At 43.5% G+C, this 21,232-nt stretch carries 24 protein-coding genes; 5 read left to right on the top strand and 19 right to left on the bottom strand.

Features of this window, described 5'->3' with window-relative positions; all coding sequences use genetic code 11:
• Positions 1–73: 73 nt before the first annotated feature.
• The 7 genes from EDD74_RS04100 to coaBC form a co-directional block, all read right to left on the bottom strand.
• Positions 74–1,246, bottom strand: coding sequence for a M20 metallopeptidase family protein (locus EDD74_RS04100; RefSeq protein WP_016440925.1), 1,173 nt, complete (start codon positions 1,244–1,246; stop codon positions 74–76).
• A gap of 37 nt (positions 1,247–1,283) precedes the next feature.
• Entirely contained in the window at positions 1,284–2,648 is a 1,365-nt protein-coding gene (locus tag EDD74_RS04095; protein WP_116441234.1) for an amidohydrolase, read from the bottom strand.
• 33 nt (positions 2,649–2,681) lie between these two features.
• Positions 2,682–3,377, bottom strand: a complete 696-nt coding sequence (locus EDD74_RS04090) for a hypothetical protein (RefSeq protein ID WP_009262466.1) — start codon at positions 3,375–3,377, stop codon at positions 2,682–2,684.
• 18 nt (positions 3,378–3,395) lie between these two features.
• The gene (locus EDD74_RS04085) at positions 3,396–4,139 is read right to left on the bottom strand and encodes a DUF5058 family protein (RefSeq protein ID WP_116441233.1); all 744 of its coding nucleotides are present in this window, start codon (positions 4,137–4,139) and stop codon (positions 3,396–3,398) included.
• A 165-nt stretch (positions 4,140–4,304) separates the two neighbouring features.
• On the bottom strand, positions 4,305–4,871 hold the full coding sequence (locus tag EDD74_RS04080; RefSeq protein ID WP_116441232.1) for a GrpB family protein: 567 nt from the start codon (positions 4,869–4,871) through the stop codon (positions 4,305–4,307).
• Between the two features lie 12 nt (positions 4,872–4,883).
• Complete coding sequence (locus EDD74_RS04075) at positions 4,884–5,414, bottom strand: isochorismatase family protein (RefSeq protein ID WP_116441231.1); 531 nt, start codon at positions 5,412–5,414, stop codon at positions 4,884–4,886.
• A gap of 124 nt (positions 5,415–5,538) precedes the next feature.
• Positions 5,539–6,732, bottom strand: a complete 1,194-nt coding sequence (coaBC, locus tag EDD74_RS04070; RefSeq protein ID WP_116441230.1) for a bifunctional phosphopantothenoylcysteine decarboxylase/phosphopantothenate--cysteine ligase CoaBC — start codon at positions 6,730–6,732, stop codon at positions 5,539–5,541.
• 197 nt (positions 6,733–6,929) lie between these two features.
• Here coaBC and EDD74_RS04065 point away from each other — a divergent pair, with 197 nt between their 5' ends.
• The 4 genes from EDD74_RS04065 to EDD74_RS04050 are packed head-to-tail and all read left to right on the top strand — an operon-like array spanning position 6,930 to position 9,915.
• Positions 6,930–7,583, top strand: a complete 654-nt coding sequence (locus tag EDD74_RS04065; protein ID WP_016440931.1) for an ECF transporter S component — start codon at positions 6,930–6,932, stop codon at positions 7,581–7,583.
• Positions 7,584–7,606: 23 nt separating this feature from the next.
• Positions 7,607–8,380, top strand: coding sequence for a type III pantothenate kinase (locus EDD74_RS04060; protein WP_116441229.1), 774 nt, complete (start codon positions 7,607–7,609; stop codon positions 8,378–8,380).
• A 13-nt stretch (positions 8,381–8,393) separates the two neighbouring features.
• Positions 8,394–9,113, top strand: a complete 720-nt coding sequence (gene truA / locus EDD74_RS04055; protein WP_243116169.1) for a tRNA pseudouridine(38-40) synthase TruA — start codon at positions 8,394–8,396, stop codon at positions 9,111–9,113.
• Positions 9,114–9,162: 49 nt separating this feature from the next.
• Positions 9,163–9,915, top strand: coding sequence for an exodeoxyribonuclease III (locus EDD74_RS04050; RefSeq protein WP_008974816.1), 753 nt, complete (start codon positions 9,163–9,165; stop codon positions 9,913–9,915).
• A 27-nt stretch (positions 9,916–9,942) separates the two neighbouring features.
• On the opposite strand, the gene EDD74_RS04045 is transcribed toward EDD74_RS04050, so the two are convergent.
• The 8 genes from EDD74_RS04045 to EDD74_RS04010 form a co-directional block, all read right to left on the bottom strand.
• Positions 9,943–11,277: an alpha-L-fucosidase gene (locus tag EDD74_RS04045; RefSeq protein WP_116441227.1), complete on the bottom strand. Its 1,335-nt coding sequence runs from the start codon at positions 11,275–11,277 to the stop codon at positions 9,943–9,945.
• A 36-nt stretch (positions 11,278–11,313) separates the two neighbouring features.
• Complete coding sequence (nrdR, locus tag EDD74_RS04040) at positions 11,314–11,766, bottom strand: transcriptional regulator NrdR (protein WP_035102618.1); 453 nt, start codon at positions 11,764–11,766, stop codon at positions 11,314–11,316.
• A 58-nt stretch (positions 11,767–11,824) separates the two neighbouring features.
• Positions 11,825–12,082, bottom strand: coding sequence for a PRC-barrel domain-containing protein (locus tag EDD74_RS04035; RefSeq protein ID WP_008974813.1), 258 nt, complete (start codon positions 12,080–12,082; stop codon positions 11,825–11,827).
• A 39-nt stretch (positions 12,083–12,121) separates the two neighbouring features.
• The gene (locus tag EDD74_RS04030; RefSeq protein WP_116441226.1) at positions 12,122–12,637 is read right to left on the bottom strand and encodes a ferritin-like domain-containing protein; all 516 of its coding nucleotides are present in this window, start codon (positions 12,635–12,637) and stop codon (positions 12,122–12,124) included.
• A 155-nt stretch (positions 12,638–12,792) separates the two neighbouring features.
• On the bottom strand, positions 12,793–12,975 hold the full coding sequence (locus EDD74_RS04025; protein WP_009262478.1) for a ferredoxin: 183 nt from the start codon (positions 12,973–12,975) through the stop codon (positions 12,793–12,795).
• Positions 12,976–13,087: 112 nt separating this feature from the next.
• Positions 13,088–14,827: an ABC transporter ATP-binding protein gene (locus EDD74_RS04020; protein WP_116441225.1), complete on the bottom strand. Its 1,740-nt coding sequence runs from the start codon at positions 14,825–14,827 to the stop codon at positions 13,088–13,090.
• Positions 14,814–16,562, bottom strand: coding sequence for an ABC transporter ATP-binding protein (locus tag EDD74_RS04015; protein WP_116441224.1), 1,749 nt, complete (start codon positions 16,560–16,562; stop codon positions 14,814–14,816). Before EDD74_RS04015 ends, EDD74_RS04020 begins: the two co-directional genes overlap by 14 nt.
• Positions 16,563–16,668: 106 nt before the next feature.
• Complete coding sequence (locus tag EDD74_RS04010) at positions 16,669–16,941, bottom strand: hypothetical protein (RefSeq protein WP_242990084.1); 273 nt, start codon at positions 16,939–16,941, stop codon at positions 16,669–16,671.
• A 122-nt stretch (positions 16,942–17,063) separates the two neighbouring features.
• Here EDD74_RS04010 and EDD74_RS04005 point away from each other — a divergent pair, with 122 nt between their 5' ends.
• Positions 17,064–17,612: a prolyl-tRNA synthetase associated domain-containing protein gene (locus EDD74_RS04005; RefSeq protein WP_116441223.1), complete on the top strand. Its 549-nt coding sequence runs from the start codon at positions 17,064–17,066 to the stop codon at positions 17,610–17,612.
• Between the two features lie 59 nt (positions 17,613–17,671).
• Here EDD74_RS04005 and nrdG read toward each other — a convergent pair whose 3' ends face one another.
• From nrdG to EDD74_RS14995, 4 genes are all read right to left on the bottom strand, one after another.
• Positions 17,672–18,202, bottom strand: coding sequence for an anaerobic ribonucleoside-triphosphate reductase activating protein (nrdG, locus tag EDD74_RS04000; RefSeq protein ID WP_116441222.1), 531 nt, complete (start codon positions 18,200–18,202; stop codon positions 17,672–17,674).
• The gene (gene nrdD / locus EDD74_RS03995) at positions 18,186–18,332 is read right to left on the bottom strand and encodes an anaerobic ribonucleoside-triphosphate reductase (RefSeq protein WP_009262487.1); all 147 of its coding nucleotides are present in this window, start codon (positions 18,330–18,332) and stop codon (positions 18,186–18,188) included. The genes nrdG and nrdD overlap by 17 nt, the downstream gene beginning before the upstream one ends.
• A 77-nt stretch (positions 18,333–18,409) precedes the next feature.
• Positions 18,410–20,695: an anaerobic ribonucleoside triphosphate reductase gene (locus tag EDD74_RS03990; protein ID WP_039861145.1), complete on the bottom strand. Its 2,286-nt coding sequence runs from the start codon at positions 20,693–20,695 to the stop codon at positions 18,410–18,412.
• 317 nt (positions 20,696–21,012) lie between these two features.
• The gene (locus EDD74_RS14995; protein ID WP_165851563.1) at positions 21,013–21,159 is read right to left on the bottom strand and encodes a hypothetical protein; all 147 of its coding nucleotides are present in this window, start codon (positions 21,157–21,159) and stop codon (positions 21,013–21,015) included.
• Positions 21,160–21,232 lie beyond the last annotated feature (73 nt).

Genomic DNA, 21,232 nt, shown 5'->3' with positions numbered 1-21,232 from the left:
CTTGCCATTTCCTACTATCGTTGCAAGTTTATCATCTTCTGTAATTTTCTGTCAAGCTAGGCCCACCTTTTGCCTAACCATGATTTTCCAGCCAATCCATTGCCGCTTTCGCATAAATAGCAGCTGCAGTCGGCAGGCATGTTTCATTGAATTTTGCATGAGGATTATGATGTCCAACCCATTCATCTTGATTGTCCACTCCTGCTCCGATAAAGAAATAACTTGTCGGAATCTTCTCACCAAAGTAAGAAAAATCTTCAGAGCCCATCACGTGAAACGTCGGATATGCTTTTAACTCGGAATCCAGCTCCCTGACAGACTGAATAATCTCTTCATTTAATTTCACATCACATTTTACTGCCGGAACATCGTTAAGCACTTCTAGTTCCACCTCACAACGATATGTGGCAGCTACTCCTTTTGCAACTTCTTTGATCCGGCAGATTATATAGTCTCTGACTTCTGATTTAAATGTCCGAAGAGATCCTTCTAATACTGCGCGATGCGGAATCACATTAAATGCACTTCCCGATTCAAACCGTCCAATCGTCAGCACCGCTTCTTCCATTGCTGAAATTTCTCTTGCAATCAATTCTTGCAGAGCCAAATACAAATGAACTCCTGCATTAATCGGATCAATACCTAGCTCTGGTGCAGATCCATGCGTTCCTTTTCCGGTCAAAAGAATACGGAATCCATAGACGGAGGTCATCGGATATTCTCCATAAATAATCTTCTTATTTTCACTATTCGGTGCTACATGCATTGCAAATGCAGCGTCTACTCTCGGATTTTCTAAAACACCTGCATCCACCGCTGCTTTCGCTCCTTGAAAAGTTTCTTCTGCTGACTGAAATAACAATTTGACAGTCCCTCTCAATTCCCTTTCATGTGATTTCAGCAGTTTTGCAGCCCCCAAAAGTGTTGTTGTGTGCATATCATGTCCACAAGCATGCATACATCCGTTTTCTGATGCAAAAGGTTCTCCTGATTCCTCTCTTACCGGCAGTGCATCCATATCACTGCGAAGCATGAAACATTTTTCTCCACTTCCAATCAAAGCAACAATGCAAGAACTTTCTTCATACACGGTATATGGAATATCCATTTGCTCCAACTCTTTTTTTACAAATGCGACTGTTTTTGGAAGATGTAATCCAATTTCTGGAATTTGATGAAGCGCTCGTCTCCATGCACTTAATTTCTCTTGAAATTCATTTGCCTCTTTTAATAACTGATTCTGCATAATCTCTTTCCCTTTCTACGAATGTGTTGTCCATAATCTATTCTTCATACATTGGTCTATACTCCACTTTTTTTTCTCGAAATTCTTCTAGGATTTTTTCCCGAGTTTCTGAAGATTGGTATAAATCATATGCAATTCCCGCCATAACCCGCGCTGCACTAAGAGCACCTTTTTCTCCAATAGAAGAGCCTGCAGAAGCTGATGCCTGCCATGTATGTGGCGAAACTGCCGCCGGCCAACACACAGTAGAGATCAGACACATCGGCATTATATAACTGACATCTCCGCTATCGGAAGAAGCCGTCAGTGGGTTCCTCTGATACAAATCTCTTATTCCCACTTTCATAGCCAATGGAAGTCCCTCTGTGTCATACAGTTTTCTTGCATTTTCTACCGTTTCCCCTGACAAGGTATCTTCTAATTTTGAAGCAAATGCTAATTCCTCTTCTGTGTAAGATGGTAGTTTGGCTTCTTTTAGATTCTCATATGCCAAATCTGCATATGCATGATTCTCTAAAAGCTCACAACATCCATAATCTATTTTCATTTCCATTGTTGTTTCTGTCATAAGGCAAGCTCCCTCTGCCACTTTTCTTACACGCTCCAAAATCTCTTTTACCTCTGAAATATGAGGTGCCCGAACAAAATACCAGGAACCTGCTCTTGGCGGAACAATATTCGGAGAAAATCCACCGCTATCGGTTGTATAATGAATCCTTGCTTTGGATGTCACATGTTCACGCAAATAGTTCACGCCAACGTTCATTAACTCTACCGCATCCAACGCACTTCTGCCTACTTCCGGCGCAAATGCAGCATGGGAGCTTTTTCCATAGAATTTAAAGTGTGCAGAAGCACTGGCGAGATATCCACTATCATACACCATGTTCGCACTCATTGGATGCCAGCTAATCGCCATATCACAGCCGTCAAACATATGATGATAAGACATTTTCACTTTTCCAGAAAGTAACTCCTCTTCCGGGCATCCGTAGAAACGAATCGTTCCTTCCTGATTTTCCTGCTCCAAAAATCGCTTCACTGCGATCGCTGCAACGGCCGATGCGGCTCCCAATAAATTGTGGCCACATCCATGGCCTGCTGCTCCTTCCTGTACTGCTTCTTTTTGTGCAGATACTGTCTGAGATAATCCTGGAAGCGCATCATATTCTCCTAAGATCGCAATGACAGGAGTTCCCGAACCATATTCTGCATAAAATGCATGTGGCAATTCTGCTTCATTCACAATGACAAAGCCTTCTTCTGATAAGATCTTCCGAAAATAATTTGCACTTTCTTTTTCTTCTCCACCCACTTCCGGATGATCCCATAATCTCTTGCAACTCTTTTGGCACAAGGGCTCCAGACTATCTACAATTTGATGAAGTTCTTTTTTTGTCATCTCTATCTCTCCTTTGCCTATCTTCCTAATTACTTATGCTTCTTTTTTTGCAGTGTTTTTTAAGGTTGCCAATCCAATCGCGATGCTAAGGAATACACATCCCATTGTTCCAAGCCAGTTAGATGCACCAGGAAGCCAATTAAAGACACCCATTCCAATTGCCGTATATAACGCAATCGCAATCAACACCATCACAAGACTATGCTTTTTCATCTTGATTCCAAACTGCACGATCAACGCTCCAAACAATGCCGGGAGCAGATAATTCAATGCAGAAATTACAGAAGCCGGAAGCATTTCCAATACTGAAGTTCCAAGAATGGCACCTACTGTTAATACCGATGTATTGATAATGATAGAAACTGCCATACCAATAGTTGCAATAACAGAACCTTTTTCTGTTCCCGGCTCCACATCGGCTGCTACCTGTGCCATACTTGCACATGGAATACGCATATTAGAAATATTTCCGGAAAGAAATGCCATATAAGTTCCTGCCGGACCAACTACCGGAAAATAGGAAATCGGCTCCACAAACCAAAGCACTCCAAATGCACTCGCACCACTGACAAACGCAGTCAAAAGAGCTGCCGGTTTCGGAAGCAGTCCGTAAACTACCGCAAGCGCAACCGCTGGTAAAAACGCAAGAATCACTCCTACATATCCTGTCATCTTTCCTATTCTATTTATTTTTGGCATATATTCATCTTTATAGAAATTATTGCTCATTCATTCTTCCTCCCATCATTAAATCAAAGCTGTAATGACCATCGCTCCTAAAATAGTAATCGTCAATGACCATTCTCTTAACCAGCCAATATTCTTTTTCTCCGCTACTGTCGAAAGCACATACATGATCACAGCTCCTAAAATACAGGCAATCGCATTTTTATTTGCACCGCTCATAGCTGCTGCATCCGCTTTCTGCATCAGAAAATAAATAGGTTTCGAAAGATGGCTTGCAACCATTGCAGCAAACACACCAATGATCGCTGTTGATGCAATCGTTGTCAAAGTTCCCGCATTTCCTTTCGATAATTTATGTTCAATCTTTTCCATTTTATTTGCAGAAAATGTTCCGAACAATACCCAGCCAACTGAACAAAGGATCATTGTCCAAATTGCCATGGTAAGCGCTTCTTTTGTCATTGGATCTGTTCCTAACGTCACACCAACCGCTGATGTTCCAAGTCCCGCTGCAATAGACTCAAACATAACAGAACCAATCATAGAAAGTCGCATCCAACCAACTGGTCCGCCAACTGTCACCAAAAGTGATAACATACCGCTCAGTACAACAATCGATGGCCCTATCGAAGTCACCGCACTACTTTTAATCGCTTTATTCATTTGTGTTTTCGTAAGCCCGACTTTTTCTCCCGAGCGATAAGCCTCACGCGCAAAGAGAAGTGCCTGTATCATGACGAACACGACCGGAATACCACAAGCGATCCACATAGGTAAACTGTTTGCAAGTTTCATAACATCCATTCTTTTTTCCTCCTTTTTCTTGCCCTACCTCATTTTCCTCCATCATACCTATTTCCCGAAAATAAAAAAATGAAAATATCTTCACTTTTCGACATGTTTTCCCATGTGGTGAAGATATTTTCACTTTTCTATTACTATTTATAAAATTTCTATTAATTTCTCGCCTTAGCCATCTGTCTTTTGACAGTATGTCTTATTTTTCTCTGATACATACATAATTTTTCTCCACTCCAGCGCCTTTCGTTCCAGATCTTTTACAAAAGAATCTTTTCCATCGCAATATCCCTCATTGTCATAGGTAAATTTCTCTGCCAGCTCTGTCTTCAGGGCAGCATACGCCTCCGCATCTTTTTTATGGGTGCGAAGATAGTCTCGTACTGCCAGATGCCGCTCAATCTCTTTCCTGCTCTCCTCCGCAAAAATGTGTACATGATGGGTCCGCAAATCCCCGCCCTTCATAAAAAAACGACGACCTAAGATCCCATACTCTCCTTTACACTCATACCCCAGCGCTTCAAATTCCTCGTTGTGCAGATCCACCGCTTCCAGTTCTTTTACAACCGGCATCAGATCAATGATCGGCTTTGCCCGCAGTCCCTTCACGGAAGTGGAACCAATATGATAGACAGTAATACAGTTTTCTCCTAAAATTTCTTGAATCTTCGCAGCCTCCTGCCGGAATTTTTCTTTCCATTCTGGACAATAATCAACCACTTCTATCTTTCTTGCCATTGTTTTCCTCCGCTATTTTATCAGCCGCTGAATCTGTTTGCTCTGCTCCGTTCCAGCCTCTTTTAGAAGTTCAAAAAGAACTGCCTCATACGTTGTTAAAAAGGCGCCTTCCTTCTCGACCCGCTTTAACGCGATCTTCCTGTCATAAGCTTTTCTGCTGGAGATACAGTCCACAACAAGAATTGGCACATGTCCATGTTCAATCAGGTCGATCACCGTCTGAAGCACACAGATGTGCGCCTCAATGCCACAGAGAATGACAAACCGCTTTCCTTTGACAAACTCTTTGATATCCTCATAGGCGCTGAAGCTGATCTTCTCCACATGTTCCTTGATCCCCGCTGCCTCTATGATCTCTGGTACCGTCTCCCCAAGACCTTTTGTGTACTGCTGTGTCAGACAGATCGGTACTTCCAAAGTCGAAAGCCCTGAGAGCAAAATCCTTGAATTTTCAATCAGCTTTTCCTTTTTATGCATGACCGGAACAAGCTTCTCCTGATAATCAATTCCGATCGCAACCGTCTGTTCTTTCTCAATTCTCATCACAATGACCTCCTTCATAAACATTTCCTAAAATAGACCCATATTTCTTAACACTTCTTCAGCCTTTTCAGTAACAAAAAATGTATTGTATGCGTATATGCAGCTCGCAAAAACAGGTTAGCCGCTAACTGCGATTTTTTAAAATTTGGCTGACAATTGCGTGAGCAGCCTCTTCTTTGGACATCAGTTCTAGTGCAATTTCTTCCTGCGGTGTAATCATAGTCACTACATTTGTGTCCGTCCCAAATCCTGCACCTGCCTGCTTTAAGTTATTTGCAACGATCATGTCGAGATGCTTCTTTTCCAGTTTCTTTCTGGAATTTTCAAGCATATGCTCGGTCTCCATGGAAAATCCACATAGAAACTGTTGTGGATGCTTGTGTTCCCCGAGGTATTTTAAAATATCATCAGTCCGCTCCAATTCGATGGTGAGAGCATCCTCTTTCTTTTTCATCTTTTCTGCGGCAATACTGGCAGGACGATAATCAGCGACAGCAGCCGCTTTGATGATGATATCCTGCGATTCGGCATGTTCTGTGACTGCATCAAACATCTCTTTTGCAGATGTGACAGAAATCACAGTTGTAAATGGCGGCGGGGTCAGTGCACTTTGGCCGCTCACCAGGGTGACATTGGCGCCACGCAACATACAGTCACGCGCAAGGGCATAGCCCATCTTTCCGGTGGAGTGATTGGTAATGTAGCGGACCGGATCGATTGCTTCCTGGGTGGCTCCGGCAGTCACAAGGACATTTACCCCTTTCATATCTTTCTCCATTGCAATCTCTTTTAAAATGTAATTGAGCAGTGTCTGCTCATCCGGAAGTTTGCCTTCTCCGATATCTTTGCAGGCAAGCATTCCAGTCGCCGGAGCGATCACCTCAAAATCAAATTGTGTAAGCCGTTTTAAGTTATCCTGCGTGATCGCATTGCGGTACATATTGGTATTCATTGCCGGCGCAACGATTTTTTTGCATGTGCAGGCGAGGGTTGTCGTTGTGAGCATGTCATCGGCAAGACCGTATGCCAGTTTTGCAATGACATTGGCTGTTGCCGGAGCGATCAGAACAACATCTGCCCGTTTGGCAAGAGAGACATGTTCCACATTATATTGAAAATTCCGGTCAAATGTATCGACAATGCATTTGTTGTTGGTCAGTGTCTCGAAGGTGATCGGGTGAATAAAGTTCATCGCATTCTGTGTCATCAGTACATGCACATCGCAGTGAAGCTTTGTGAGCATACTGGCGAGATTGGCAATCTTGTATGCGGCAATACTGCCGGTTACTCCGAGTATGACTGTCTTTCCTTTTAACATAAATGATTCCTCCAATCTGGTACATTTCTGAACATGATTGTATCATATCACAGCGCAGACTGCACGCGCAAATCTATGTTTTTCTTTTCAAACATCATTGCTTTTCAGAGAGCGACATGCTACAATAGCGCCGTAATTGTATTGTATCCCCAAAAAGCATAAGGCTTACCGGGGAATAATAACAAGGAGGAAGAAAAATGAATAACGAAACAACTAACACAACGTCACAGGTAAGAGGACTTGTACAGGCTGCACTTTTCGCGGCACTGATCATTCTGATGGCTATGGTCCCGTTTTTAGGGTATATCCCGCTCGGATTCACACGGGCAACGATCATCCACATTCCTGTGATACTTGGCGCATTGGTGCTTGGCCCAAAGAAAGGAGCTTTTCTCGGCTTGATCTTTGGATTGACCAGTCTGATCAACAATACGATGAATCCGACAGTCACATCTTTTGTATTCTCACCATTTTATTCACTGGGAGAAATTCAGGGGGGATTTGCAAGTATTTTAATTTGTTTTGTGCCGAGAATTCTGACAGGGGTTGTTCCCTACTATGTATATCATGGAGTCAGAAAGGTGACGACAAAATGGAAAGCATCCCAAAATACAGCACTTTTTGTGGCCGGAATCAGCGGAGCGCTCACAAACACATTGCTTGTTATGAATATGATCTATTTCTTTTTTAAAGATGATTATGCACAGGTCAATCAAGTGTCGGTGGATGCGGTATATGGATTTATTATGACGATCATTGGAATCAACGGAGTGCCGGAGGCAATTGTCGCCGCAATCTTAACGATGGTGATCGGACGTATTTTGTTAAAATTGAAAGAAAGATTACATTAAAAAATATCAGAAGGATAGTATTTATGATTTTAGCGATTGATATTGGAAATACAAATCTTACGATAGGATGTTTTGAAGGAGAGCAGATCTATTTTGCAGAGAGGCTCTCGACGGATCTGACAAGAACCGATTTAGAATATGCAGTCAGCATCAAAACTATACTGGAACTGTATGGAATCAAGGAAAGCAGGATTCGGGGAGGAATCATCTCCTCGGTCGTGCCACCGCTTACTAAGGTGATAGCGCAGGCAGCGAAAAAGGTCATTCACAGACAGATAAAAGTTGTGGGACCCGGAGTGAAAACAGGATTAAATATTCATATGGATCAGCCGGCTCAAGTCGGAAGCGACCGGATCGTCAATGCGGTTGCGGCGATTGAAGCGTATGAAGCGCCGATCATCGTTGTGGATCTTGGAACCGCAACAACCATTTCTTTGATTGATGAAAAGAAAAATTATGCCGGAGGGATGATCCTGCCAGGAGTGGCAACAGCTTTGGAGGCATTGACTGAGAAGACTTCTCAGCTTCCAAAGATTAGTATCGAACAACCGCGGAAGGCGATTGGAAAAAATACAGTAGATTGTATGAAGAGTGGCATTATCTATGGAAGCGCAGCTTGTATCGATGGGATGATCGACCGGATTGAGGATGAGATTGGACAAAAGGCTTCACTTGTAGCTACCGGTGGACTGGCAGGCACAATCATTCCACATTGTAAAAAGGAAATTCCGATTGATGAAACACTCCTTTTAAAAGGACTTCAGTTGATTTATAATAGAAATGATGAAAAAAATTAAGAAGAATTATAAGATGACGATCGCCTATGATGGGGGCGGTTATAAAGGATGGCAGAGGCTGACAAATGAGCCTGGAACCATACAGGGAACGATTGAACGTATGCTCAGTGAAATTGAAGGAAGTCCTGTAAAAATAAGCGGCTCCGGAAGAACGGATGCAGGTGTACATGCCAAAGGACAGGTGGCTCATGTGTTTCTGAAAACAAACGAGGATCCGGAGTTGCTTCGGCAAGAATTGAACCGAATGCTCCCGGAGGATATCAGAATCTGTCGCGTCGAGAGTGTTTCCCAGTCGTTCCACAGCAGGTACAGTGCAGTATCTAAAGTGTATGAATACCGGATCGATCAGAGATCACGTGCAGATGTATTTACAAGAAAATACTGTTATCACAGACCGGTGCATCTTGATCTGGATCGTATGCGCCAAGCAGCCGATCACTTGACGGGCACACATGATTTTGGGAGTTTTACCGACAATAAAGAGGCTGATTCTGTGCGGACGATTTTTTCCATCGATATAAAGAAAGAGAACGAGAAGCTTGTGCTGGCATTCTGCGGAGATGGATTTCTATATCATATGGTTCGAATCCTCGCGGGAACACTTTTAGAGGTCGGAGAAGGAATCCGCACACCGGAGAGCGTTCTGGAAGCATTTCACCACAGAGATAGAAGTCTTACTGGATTTCTTGCACCGGCGCATGGGTTATGTCTGCGGGAAGTGAATTATAAATAAAAAATACTATTCATAAAAATAGCAGAAGAAATTATGAGGAGGCGGATAGATGAAATTTATTTCATGGAATGTCAATGGGATACGTGCCTGTGTCCAGAAAGGGTTTTTAGACTTTTTCAAGGAAGCAGATGCGGATATTTTTTGTATACAAGAAAGTAAAATGCAGGAAGGGCAGCTTAAGTTGGAGCTGGAAGGGTATCATCAGTTCTGGAACTATGCAGAGCGAAAAGGGTACTCGGGGACAGCAATTTTTACGAAACAAGAGCCGCTTTCAGTTGCTTACGGAATTGGAATGGAAGAACATGACAAGGAAGGGCGTGTCATCACACTGGAATTTGAGGAGTTCTATTTTGTGACAGTCTATACGCCAAACTCACAGAACGAACTTGCAAGATTAGATTACCGGATGCAGTGGGAGACGGAATTTTTGAAATACCTAAAGAAGCTGGAAGCGAAAAAGCCGGTGATCTTCTGTGGAGACTTAAATGTTGCACACAGAGAAATCGACTTAAAAAATCCAAAGACAAACCGGAAAAATGCCGGATTTACAGATGAGGAGAGAGGAAAGTTCACAGAACTGCTTTCGGCAGGATTTATTGATACATTCCGCTATTTCTATCCGGAACAGGAGGGGATTTACTCCTGGTGGTCCTACCGTTTTAGTGCAAGAGCAAAGAATGCAGGATGGAGAATTGACTATTTCTGTGTGTCAGAATGTTTAAAAGACCGCCTCAGAGATGCAAAAATTCTCACAGATGTGATGGGATCAGATCACTGTCCGGTAGAACTGGATTTTGAATAAAATAGTTTTGCCAAAAAAGGCGGCAGGCTAGTCCATTCCCGGACACAGCCTGCTGCCTTTTTTTATCTTGATCTTCAAAACAGTGTCAATCGGATCCGGCAGCGGATAAGTAAACACCGGATTTGCTCCGAGCGACACAAATGCAACATCTTGGAATAACACTGTGTTCCATGCTTCCCCGCGTGTCATCTCACTTCCATCTGCAAGATAATACACCTTTTCCAACCGATCCGGTGCAATTCCATATAGGGGAAGTGCTCCGAGCGGCGCCTCATAAACATGTGCATAAATCGTATCCGCATTCTGCGTGTACCTTCCCCACTCCGGTTTTGGAATTTCAGAGATTCCGCAGCCATAGATACTCTCTCCATTTCGCTCCATCCATGCTCCGATCTCCTCAAGAATCTGCACACTTTCTTTCGGAATTCTTCCTTTCGCATCTGGTCCCACATTCAGAATCATGTTTCCGCCTTTGCTCGTACATTCTACAAGCTTTCGGATCAGCATATCTGCCGGTTTATATTCATGATCAAAATTGCAGTATCCCCAATGATTATTCATAGTTGCACAAAGTTCCCATGGAATGTGCTCCCCGTTTTCATCTATGATCCCTTCCGGCGGGATGATCTGCTCCGGGCTTGCAAAATCTCCGCTACAGATCAGAGGTTCCACAGTTGCAATACTTCCATGATTTTCCCCAGACCCCTCCAGTCTGTTGTCGATCACGACATCCGGCTGATATTTTCTTACCATCTGAATCAATTCTGTCGCACGCCATGTTTCTCCTCTCATGTTATCGTAAGAAAAGTCAAACCATAACAGGTCCAGTTTTCCGTAGTTTGTGACAAGTTCCTTTACTTGACCGTGCATAAAATCAAGGTATCTGTCAAAGTCTATCTGTGCATCCTTGTATCTCTCCTGATTTCTCATCGGGTGATGGCGATCTCCGTACTTCGGAAAATCTGGATGGTGCCAGTCGATCAACGAAAAATACAGTCCAACCCGAATCCCTTCTGCCCGGAACGCATCTAGAAATTCTCTGACAAGATCTCTTCCTGCCTTTGTATTTGTCGCCTTATAATCTGTCAGTGCCGAATCAAACAGACAAAATCCATCGTGATGCTTTGCCGTAAGGACCGCATATTTCATCCCAGCGCGTTTTGCCAGCTTTGCCCACTCTTTCGGATCATAAGCAGTCGGATCAAACTCTTGGAAATACTGTTCATACTCCTCATTCGTCATTTCCCTCTGGGACATCACCCACTCACCGCATGCCGGAATTGCATAGATTCCCCAATGAATAAACATCCCAAATCTTGCATCCATAAACCACTTCGTTCTCTCTCTGATTGCCTGATTCATTTTCTCACTCCGTTCTCTTTTGTCATGGAAACCCTCTTACTTATCAAGAATTGATTTTAACTCTTCCACAAAAGTATTGACATCCTTAAATTCGCGATACACAGAAGCAAATCTTACATAGGCAACTGCATCTAACTCTTTCAGCTTGTCCATCACGATTTCTCCAATCACCTTGCTCGGAATCTCTTTCTCTTCTCTGCTGAAAATCTCTGTCTCTACTTCCTCCATAAACTTCTGGATCTGATCTGCCGAAACAGGTCTTTTGTAGCAGGCACTCAGCACCCCAGATTCAATCTTTCTTCTGTCATACTGCTCTCTGTTGTCATCTTTTTTAATTACGATCAACGGAATCGTCTCAACTTTTTCATAAGTTGTAAACCGCTTTCCACACTCATCACAGGCACGGCGACGACGGATCGAGCTTCCATCGTCTGCCGGTCTGGAATCGATTACCTTTGTATCTGGATTATTACAATAAGGACACTTCATGTTCTGTTCCCCTTCCACATTTTTCTTTAGTATATCGGTAATGGAAATCAATGTCAAATCATTTGCATGGAACAAGGTATTTTTCTTCACAGATTTCCACAAAAATGATATCTTCCCCTATTTTTTTAATGCAGGAAAATGGAATCACATACTCACTGTCCGATCCTAGAAAACCACAGATTTTTCCCGGCCCCGGAATGACGATTGCCTCGATACAGCCACTGCACGCATCAAATACAAGATCCACCGGGTTTCCCAGCCTTTTACAGTTACAGACATTGATCACTTCCTTTTCCCTCAACTCACATACCCGCATTTTCTCCCCCTTTATTTCTTCTATTTCGTTTTCTATGTTTTAATGGACATATCTGTCACACAGCTGCTTAAATATTTTTACATGACACTGTTCATCTAAGATGATCCGCTCCAAAATTTTCCTGATATGACAATCCTGTATCCATTCTTTCTGTCTGCGGTATTTTGCAATGGTCTGTTGCTCCCCGCGAAGTGCATTCTGAAGAATGTCACCGATGTTTCTGGAATATTGATTGCAAGCCCCTGACCAGTAACGATATCGTCCTCTCTCGACACTCCACATGCGTGGATCTGCTCCAAGTAGATTCGCAAGTGTCGCAAAAGTGTGTAAATGATGCATCTCCACAATACTGATCTTATGAAAACATTCCGAGATTTCTTCAAATTTCCCCTCCGCAATCACGCCATTGTAAAAGTAAAGACTGACTGCCGACATTTCAGAGTCACACGCTCCTACATTGCCAAGCATTGCTGCCGCATACTGTCTGTTTTTCTCCTGCACACAGACTTCTGGGTATTCTGATTTGTCCGCATAAATATATTTTGTTTCTTCCATTAAAAAAAGCCTCCCTGATCCGTTCTACCATACAATCTATGGCAGTCCCGGATAAAGAAGACCTCTTTTCTATTTTCTTTTTTACTTTTTCACAACAGGATGATCGGCCGCTCTCTTCTTGCTTCTCAGAAAGCGCCGCCTCTCTTTTTCCGCCACTAACGGATATCGATAACAGACACCGGACAGCTGTCTCTTGCCGCTTTTGCTTCCTCTTCATTTTCTGCTGTGACTTCCGCATATGCCTCCGCCAGCCCGTCATCTCCGAACCGGAACACTTCCGGACATTCTCCAACGCATGCGCCACAGGAAATACATCCTTCTTCTACAATCGCTTTCATGCAATGCCTCCCTACTCAGATTTTAACTGTTTTTTCAGCGGATACCCGCTTTTCTTTCTCTGAGAGTATTCCCGATCTCTGTTCTTTTCATACACTTTCACTATAACTTATTCTATTCTGCAAACTGGCTTTGGTACAACTCTGCATAGAATCCATTTCTTGCAAGCAGTGTTTTATGATCCCCCTGCTCAATAATATTTCCATCTTTCATCACAAGGATCACATCTGCTTCCCGGATCGTGGAAAGTCTGTGCGCCACAATAAAGCTTGTCCGCCCCTGCATCATTTTCTGGAATGCTTTCTGAATCTGTATTTCTGTTCTTGTATCAATGGACGATGTTGCCTCATCAAGAATCAACATCGGCGGAAGTTTCAGCATCACTCTTGCAATACACAAAAGTTGCTTTTGTCCTTGTGACAAATTTCCTCCATCCTCGGTAATAACCGTATCATATCCTTCCGGCATACGTTTGATAAATCCATGGGCATGCGCCGCCTTCGCTGCCGCAATAACCTCTTCTCTTGTCGCACCCGGATTTCCATATGCAATATTTTCTGCGATACTTCCAGATTTCAGCCAGGTTTCCTGAAGAACCATTCCAAAGCTTGCACGCAGGCTGTCTTTTGTTACTTTTGAAACAGCATTTCCATCCAGCAATATTTGTCCGCCATCCAAATCGTAGAATCGCATCAGCAGGTTGATCAAAGTCGTCTTCCCACATCCTGTCGGACCTACGATCGCAATCTTCTGTCCCGGCTTCACAGTAAGATTAAGATGCTCCAACAATGGTACCTCAGGCTGATAGGAGAACGATACATCCACAAGTTTTACTTCTCCTTGTACCTGACTTAAGACGACTGCATCTTTCTGATCCACCGTCTCCGTTTCCTCTTCAATAAAATCAAACACGCGCCTTGCGCAGGCAAGCGCATTCTGCAGTTCTGTGATCACACTGGAAATTTCATTGAACGGCTTTGTATACTGATTAGCATAAGTCAGAAAACAGGACAGCTGTCCGACAGAAATCGCTCCTCGCATCGCAAAGACTGCGCCGGTAATCCCAACTCCCGCATACACGAGTCCATTGACAAACCGTGTGCTTGGATTTGTGATGGAAGAAAAAAAGATTGCTTTGAGACTGCATGTCTGCAAGTTCCGATTGATTGCATCGAACCGCTTTAACGCTTCCTCCCCATAACCGAATGCCTGCACTGTTTTCTGATTTCCAATCATTTCCTCCACAAGCGAAGTCATCTCAGCTCTTGTCTCTGACTGCTTCTGAAACATCGTATACGTTCTTTTTGCAATAAAGCTTGCTACAAACAAAGATACCGGTGTGATCAAGATCACGACCAACGCAATCTGTACATGAATACCAAGCATAAAGACAAGCGTTCCTAAAATCGTAACAATCCCGGTGAAAAACTGGGAAAATCCCATTAACAATCCGTCTGAAAACTGTTCCACATCGGTGATGATCCGGCTGATCGTCTCCCCCTGCGGGTGGCTGTCCACATACTTTAAGGGCAGCACCTGAAGTCTTGCAAATGCCTTTATCCTCACATCCTTCACAACACGGTAGGTGATCCGGTTGTTGCACAGATTCATCAGCCACTGCGCCACACAAGTCAGCACAATGACAACTGCAAGTTTTTTCAAAATTGCAAAAACCTCCGGAAAATTTACCTGTCCTTTTCCAATAAGAACATCCACACCGTCCCCGATCAAAATTGGTGCATATAGTGTCAGAGCGACAGAAATCATCGCAAATACAAGTGACAACAATAAAAGATATTTATAAGGTCCGATCAGTTTTAATACTTTCCCCACCGTTCCTTTATTCTTTTTCATATTGCTCCACCTCCTCTTTGGAAAGCTGGGAATAACAGATTTCCCGATAGACCTCACATGTTTTTAACAGTTGCTGATGCGTACCGATCCCTGCAACCATACCATCATCCATAACAATAATCTTATCCGCATGGAGAATGGATGCCGCTCTCTGCGATACAAGAAAGACTGTCATATCCTTTGTCCTCTCCGCAATGGCTTTCCGAAGCTTTGCATCTGTCGCAAAGTCCAGTGCCGATGCGCTGTCATCAAGAATCAATACTTCCGGCTTCCGCACAAGCGCACGGGCAATCGTCAGTCGCTGTCTTTGCCCTCCGGACAGATTTTTCCCGCCCTGACTGATCATCGTATCAAGTGCCTTCGGTTTTTCCTGAACAAACTCTTTTGCCTGTGCGATCTCCAGTGCTTCATAGATCTTCTCATCGGTGGCATCCTGTTTCCCCCACTGGATATTTGCACGAATCGTCCCCCGGAATAAAGTCGCTTTCTGCGGAACTATTCCGATTTTTCCACGCAGCTTCTCCATCGGATACGCTTTGACATCTGCACCATCAAAAAGTACACGTCCTTCTGATGCATCATAAAATCTCGGGATCAAATTGACCAAAGTTGATTTGCCTGATCCGGTTCCTCCGATAATTCCAACCGTTTCTCCTTTGCTTACAGAAAATGTTACATCCGAAAGCGCAGGTTCTTTTGATCCGTGATACCGGAATTGCACATGATCAAACAAAACTGCTTCACACTTTTTATCAGATACTTTTTCCATTCTGCTTTTCGGAGATTCCATCGTTGTACAAATAGCAAACACCTCGTTGATTCTTCCCGCAGATGCAAGCGCCTTTGTGAAAGATACGATCAGATTCGCAAGTGCCACAAGTGCGATCAGAATCTGTGTCATATAGCTGACAAGCGCGATCATCTCCCCCTGTGACACCTTTCCTGTATTCACTTCAAAAGCTCCGGCCCACACAAGTACAATGATCGCTCCATTGACGATCAGATAGGTCAGTGGATTCATCAGTGCTGAGATCCAGCCGACTCTCAACTGATCCTGCATCAATGTATGACTTTCCTTTTCAAATGCTTTCTGCTCCTCTTTCTGTGTCCGAAATGCGCGGATCACGCGGATTCCTGCAAGATTTTCCCTCGTCGTCAAAAGAATCTGATCAAGCCCTTTTTGTACTTTCTTATAGATTGGAATTGTAATCATCATAATTCCATAGATGACAATGGAAAGAAGCGGTACTGCAACAACAAAGATCCATGCCAGTCTGAAGTTGACTGTAAATGCCATGACAACCGCCCCGACAACGATAAACGGTGATCTCAGGAACAGTCGGAGTACAAGATTGACTCCGGACTGCACCTGATTGATATCACTTGTCATTCTTGTTACAAGCGTTGCACTTCCAACTTGATCAATCTCCTGGTAGGACAGCGTGCTGATATGGCGAAACAGATCATGGCGCAGCTCCGTCCCAAACCCAACTGCTGCCTTTGCCGCAAAGTACTGCGCCGTCAGCGAACATGCGAGACCAATCACACCTAACAGTATTAAAACTCCTCCCATTTTCAAAATGTACGGCATATCCCGGTTCTCAATTCCTACATCGATGATCTTTGCCATCACAAGTGGAACAATCAGTTCAAAACATGCCTCTAAAAGCTTAAAGAGCGGACCGATCACACTCTCTTTTTTATATCCTTTCAGATATGGAATCAGTTGAAACATCTTTTCCCATCTCCTCCTTCTAATGATTCTTTCTCATTATAGCGATTTCCGCCCGGAATGACAAGAAAAAGGAACACTGAAAAATGTATTTTACAATGGAGTCCCTTTAGACATACCACCCGAGCGGAAATAAATATTTTATATAGTCTACAGCAGGCAAGTAAGCGGAGATATTGATCAATACCGGACAAAGCACCAGAAACAATTCTATCACCACTCCTCTGCTCTCTCCGACAGCCATAACCACACCAATCCCTGTGACTGACGGAATTGTTACAGCTGCAAGATATCCGAGATATTCAAATCTCTTCCGTCTTTTCCGGTCTAAAGCTAGACAGATTCCTCTGCCATTCCCTTCAAACCTCCGTCCGAATGTCATCCAGAGCAAAACAAATAAAACTGTCTTTTACATTTTTTTACAAATACTCCGATAAAGTGCTATAATATTCTAACATTCGATCATGATATTTTCTAATGTTATCTTTGGAAGGAGAATTTGAAATGAATATAAGCAACATCAGCGATCAGCTTTATACAACCGCACCGGATAAAACAGGACGGCTCCCAAAGGAAATGGCCGTCTATTCTCTTCTAGATGAACTTTCCATCCCTTACGAACGCGTAGATCACGCAGTCACCGAGACAATGGAAGCCTGCGAGAACATCGACATGCTTCTCGACGTGTCCATGTGCAAAAACTTATTTTTAAGAAACCGGCAGAAAACTGCTTTTTACCTTCTGATGATGCCTGGCAAAAAAAAGTTTAAGACGAAAGATGTCTCAAAACAGCTTGGCACCTCCCGCCTTTCTTTCGCCGAGGCAGAATATATGGAACAATATCTGAACATCACACCGGGATCTGTCAGCGTTCTGGGACTGATGAACGACAGCAACCACGCCGTACATCTGGTCATCGATAAAGAATTACTGGACAACGAATATATCGGCTGCCACCCTTGCATCAACACATCCAGTCTGAAAATACGTACAGAAGATATACTGAATATATTTTTAAAACATACCGGGCATACATGGACGACTGTGGACTGATCCTAAAAAAATACGCCTTGTAAGAGAATTCACTTTTTCTCTCTGCAAGACGTATTTTCCTAATATTCTCCCTGCCATCTCCCCGAAACAATTTCCTTGATCTCTCCGGTTCTGAGACTTGCAGGAACATCTATGATCCTCTGATTTCTACTCCCCCGGTATGCAAGTGAAAGGCTTCTTTGCTCTTCGATATACGGTCCATCAATCAGCACATCCAGTTTCTCTAAAAGCATCCGCTGCTCTCGGGATCCCCGCAAAAGTTCTTCCATAGTAAATCCCGAATAACTCGCCACTTCGTATCCCCGGTTCTTTAATTTTCCTGCAAGCTCTGCAAATGCCTCCGCCTGGCTAAACGGCTCCCCGCCAGAAAATGTAACTCCCTTGACAAGGGGATTTTCCTCAATTACCTTGACAAGATCGTCTGTCGTCCACCAGGTTCCTCCGTCAAATTCCCACGTTTCCGGATTATGACATCCTTGACAGTGATGGGGGCATCCCTGTGCGAACAATGTCATGCGGATTCCGGGTCCATCTACAATACTGTCCCCGGCGATTCCCGCAAGCCTTAGTTTTCTATTGTCCCAGTCCATGTTTTACTCTGTCTCTCTCTTCTGCTTTTTTTGCATCATTCCACTTGTCCATTGTTCCCACAAGATATCCCGTAATTCTTCTGATTCTCTCAAATTTTACATCTTTTCCAATCGTACATCTTTCTTCCATACTAAATCCTTCCTTTCACTAACCTATCTATTGTCAAAATATCTGCTGCCTTTTCCTGAAAATATTCTCTTTTCGTACTATCTGCATCCGCAAAATTGCGGCATTTCCGGATATAGCTTTCTCAGTTCTTTTAGCTTTTCGTCACTGATCGGCTCTCCTTCCCTCCGTCCGCATCTTGGGCACACATCATCGATCACACCTACATATCCACAGGCTGGATCACGGTCTACCGGATGATTGACACTTCCATAACCAATTCCGGCATCGTGCATACAGCGGATCACGCTCTCGAATGCCTCCACATTTTTTGCAGTATCTCCGTCCAGTTCTACATAACTGATATGACCGCCATTGGACAGTGCATGATAAGGAGCTTCTTTTCTGATCTTCTCGTACGCGGAAATCGGATACCAGACCGGAATATGGAAACTATTTGTATAATACTCTCTGTCTGTCACCCCCGGTATCTTCCCATAACGTTTCTGATCCATCCGGAGAAATCTTCCGGACAAGCCTTCTGCCGGTGTCGCAAGCAACGTATAATTCATCTTAGTTTCTTTTGCTTTCGCATCCGTAAATGCCCGCATATGACCGATAATCTCAAGCCCCTTCTGCTGCATCTCTTCACTTTCCCCATGATGCTTTCCATACAGTGCCGTCAAAGTCTCTGCCAGACCGATGTAGCCAATCGATAGTGTCCCATGTTTTAACACTTCCCGGACTTCCTCGTTTGGTCCTAGTTTTTCCGAATCCAGCCACACACCTTGTCCCATAAGGAATGGATAATTATATACACATTTCTTTGCCTGAATCTCAAAACGATCCATCAACTGTCTCGCAACTAGTTCCAACATTGCATCCAATTTCTGATAAAACACTTTCTCGTCTCCTTTGCTCTCAATTGCAAGACGAGGCAGATTAATCGAAGTAAAGGAAAGATTTCCTCTTGAATACGCAATCTCATGCTCTGGATCGTATACGTTCCCCATCACACGAGTACGGCAGCCCATGGTAGCAACTTCCGTCTCCGGATGGCCTGGTTTGTAATACTGAAGATTAAATGGTGAATCAAGAAATACAAAATTCGGGAACAGCCTTTTTGCACTTACCTTGCAGCTTAATCGGAATAGGTCATAGTTTGGATCTCCCTCATTATAATTGACCCCTTCTTTCACCTTAAAAATATGAATTGGGAAAATGCATGTCTCCCCATTTCCCAGCCCTGCATCTGTTGCAAGCAGTACATTCCGGATGATCATTCTTCCTTCCGGGCTTGTATCTGTCCCGTAGTTGATAGAAGAAAACGGGGTCTGCGCCCCTGCACGACTATGCATCGTATTCAGATTATGTACAAATCCTTCCATCGCTTGATAAGTGTCGCGCTCCGTATATTTCTCGGTACGCTTTCTGACTTTCTCAGTAATGTGTGCTGCCTTTTCTTCTGTAAAATGATATCGTTCGCAAAGCTTCTGCTGTACCGCACGATCAAATACTTCTTCCTCCTGTTTTAGCCGTGGAAACAGTTCTTTTGTCTGCTTTAGTTCATCTAACATCTGCGTAATCTGTACTTCTTCATCCTCAAGATCAGCCAGATCCTCCACCGCTTCTGTAAGCTGCTTTTTATAAATTTTTTGGAATGACTTTGCCACTCCCTTCGCCAGTCCGTAATCAAAGTTTGGAATGCTCTGTCCTCCGTGTTGATCGTTTTGGTTTGACTGGATCGCAATCGCCGCCAACGCCGCATAACTTTGAATACACTGTGGTTCCCGGATCACTCCGTGTCCGGTAGAAAATCCCCCCTGAAATAGTTTCTCAATATCTATCTGGGTACAAGTAGTTGTCAGTGAATAAAAGTCAAAATCATGGATGTGAATATCTCCCTCCCGGTACGCCTTCGCCTGTTCCGGTGTCAGCAAATATGCCTCATTATAATTTTTCGCTCCTGCCGCTCCAATCTGGAGCATGCTTCCCATAGAAGTATTTCCGTCAATATTCGCATTATCACGCTTCATATCGCTCTCGCGCGCATCTATATTCGTAATCTCATCGATTGTTTTCATCAGGCTTGTGTTTGCTTCTCGGATATGTGTTCTCTGTGCCCGGTACAAAATAAATTTCTTCGCCGACTCCTCAAACCCTTTCTTCATCAGAGCCCGCTCTACCGTATCCTGCACCTGCTCGATCTGAGGAGGCATATCTTCCGGCAACTTTTCAAGCTTACTCTGTACATCGTTTGCCACATTTGCAGCATCTGTCGCATCTCCTTCACCTGCTGCCTCCATCGCCTTTAAAATAGCCGATGCAATCTTGCTTTCGTCATACAGTACCACGCGGCCATCCCTTTTGATAATACTTCTAATCATCCTGTCTATCGCCCTTTCTCTACAATATGTTGTGTCTATTCAGTATTATGATACTAAATATCCACAAAGTCAATACCTATATCATGTACCACACCATACCGGATACCATATTCGACATTGCTGTTTCCCAGCATTTCATCCACGGTTCGTACTGCAAAAACAAAGGAGAAATCCACTGTTTTCAAGGGAAAATATTAAATAAAGAAGTGGGAAAATTTCATTGCTAGGGGAGATGGATGAGCAGGTTATTTTGGGAAATTTTGTCGATGAAATTTATACGAGAACCTTTTTTCTCTTCAGCAATTCGATGGCTGTTTCTAGAGCGGCAGACTATCTCTCAGACACAATGCCCCATATCCCACCTGCGGATTTGGATATTCTGTAAATCCTGGCAATGGTCTTGCGCCTCTCCTGAGATAAGCCTTTACTTTTTCTCCATATAAATATGGATCATTCCCCCTCACGATTCCCTCTTGTGTCAAGTAGTTGCAGAAAAGTTTTTGAAGATTTTTTAGTGTATTTATGAGATTTCAAGCT

Source organism: Faecalimonas umbilicata (genome assembly GCF_004346095.1).
Taxonomy (GTDB): Bacteria; Bacillota; Clostridia; order Lachnospirales; family Lachnospiraceae; genus Faecalimonas; species Faecalimonas umbilicata.
The sequence above is the reverse complement of the archived record's forward strand: the minus strand, read 5'-3'. Positions and strand labels throughout refer to the sequence as shown.

Coding starts and splice junctions, on each gene's coding strand:
- EDD74_RS04100 (WP_016440925.1), bottom strand. CDS start 1,246: ATGCAGAATCAGTTATTAAAAGAGGCAAATGAATTTCAAGAGAAATTA.
- EDD74_RS04095 (WP_116441234.1), bottom strand. CDS start 2,648: ATGACAAAAAAAGAACTTCATCAAATTGTAGATAGTCTGGAGCCCTTG.
- EDD74_RS04090 (WP_009262466.1), bottom strand. CDS start 3,377: ATGAGCAATAATTTCTATAAAGATGAATATATGCCAAAAATAAATAGA.
- EDD74_RS04085 (WP_116441233.1), bottom strand. CDS start 4,139: ATGGATGTTATGAAACTTGCAAACAGTTTACCTATGTGGATCGCTTGT.
- EDD74_RS04080 (WP_116441232.1), bottom strand. CDS start 4,871: ATGGCAAGAAAGATAGAAGTGGTTGATTATTGTCCAGAATGGAAAGAA.
- EDD74_RS04075 (WP_116441231.1), bottom strand. CDS start 5,414: ATGAGAATTGAGAAAGAACAGACGGTTGCGATCGGAATTGATTATCAG.
- coaBC (WP_116441230.1), bottom strand. CDS start 6,732: ATGTTAAAAGGAAAGACAGTCATACTCGGAGTAACCGGCAGTATTGCC.
- EDD74_RS04065 (WP_016440931.1), top strand. CDS start 6,930: ATGAATAACGAAACAACTAACACAACGTCACAGGTAAGAGGACTTGTA.
- EDD74_RS04060 (WP_116441229.1), top strand. CDS start 7,607: ATGATTTTAGCGATTGATATTGGAAATACAAATCTTACGATAGGATGT.
- truA (WP_243116169.1), top strand. CDS start 8,394: ATGACGATCGCCTATGATGGGGGCGGTTATAAAGGATGGCAGAGGCTG.
- EDD74_RS04050 (WP_008974816.1), top strand. CDS start 9,163: ATGAAATTTATTTCATGGAATGTCAATGGGATACGTGCCTGTGTCCAG.
- EDD74_RS04045 (WP_116441227.1), bottom strand. CDS start 11,277: ATGAATCAGGCAATCAGAGAGAGAACGAAGTGGTTTATGGATGCAAGA.
- nrdR (WP_035102618.1), bottom strand. CDS start 11,766: ATGAAGTGTCCTTATTGTAATAATCCAGATACAAAGGTAATCGATTCC.
- EDD74_RS04035 (WP_008974813.1), bottom strand. CDS start 12,082: ATGCGGGTATGTGAGTTGAGGGAAAAGGAAGTGATCAATGTCTGTAAC.
- EDD74_RS04030 (WP_116441226.1), bottom strand. CDS start 12,637: ATGGAAGAAACAAAATATATTTATGCGGACAAATCAGAATACCCAGAA.
- EDD74_RS04025 (WP_009262478.1), bottom strand. CDS start 12,975: ATGAAAGCGATTGTAGAAGAAGGATGTATTTCCTGTGGCGCATGCGTT.
- EDD74_RS04020 (WP_116441225.1), bottom strand. CDS start 14,827: ATGAAAAAGAATAAAGGAACGGTGGGGAAAGTATTAAAACTGATCGGA.
- EDD74_RS04015 (WP_116441224.1), bottom strand. CDS start 16,562: ATGTTTCAACTGATTCCATATCTGAAAGGATATAAAAAAGAGAGTGTG.
- EDD74_RS04010 (WP_242990084.1), bottom strand. CDS start 16,941: ATGACATTCGGACGGAGGTTTGAAGGGAATGGCAGAGGAATCTGTCTA.
- EDD74_RS04005 (WP_116441223.1), top strand. CDS start 17,064: ATGAATATAAGCAACATCAGCGATCAGCTTTATACAACCGCACCGGAT.
- nrdG (WP_116441222.1), bottom strand. CDS start 18,202: ATGGACTGGGACAATAGAAAACTAAGGCTTGCGGGAATCGCCGGGGAC.
- nrdD (WP_009262487.1), bottom strand. CDS start 18,332: ATGGAAGAAAGATGTACGATTGGAAAAGATGTAAAATTTGAGAGAATC.
- EDD74_RS03990 (WP_039861145.1), bottom strand. CDS start 20,695: ATGATTAGAAGTATTATCAAAAGGGATGGCCGCGTGGTACTGTATGAC.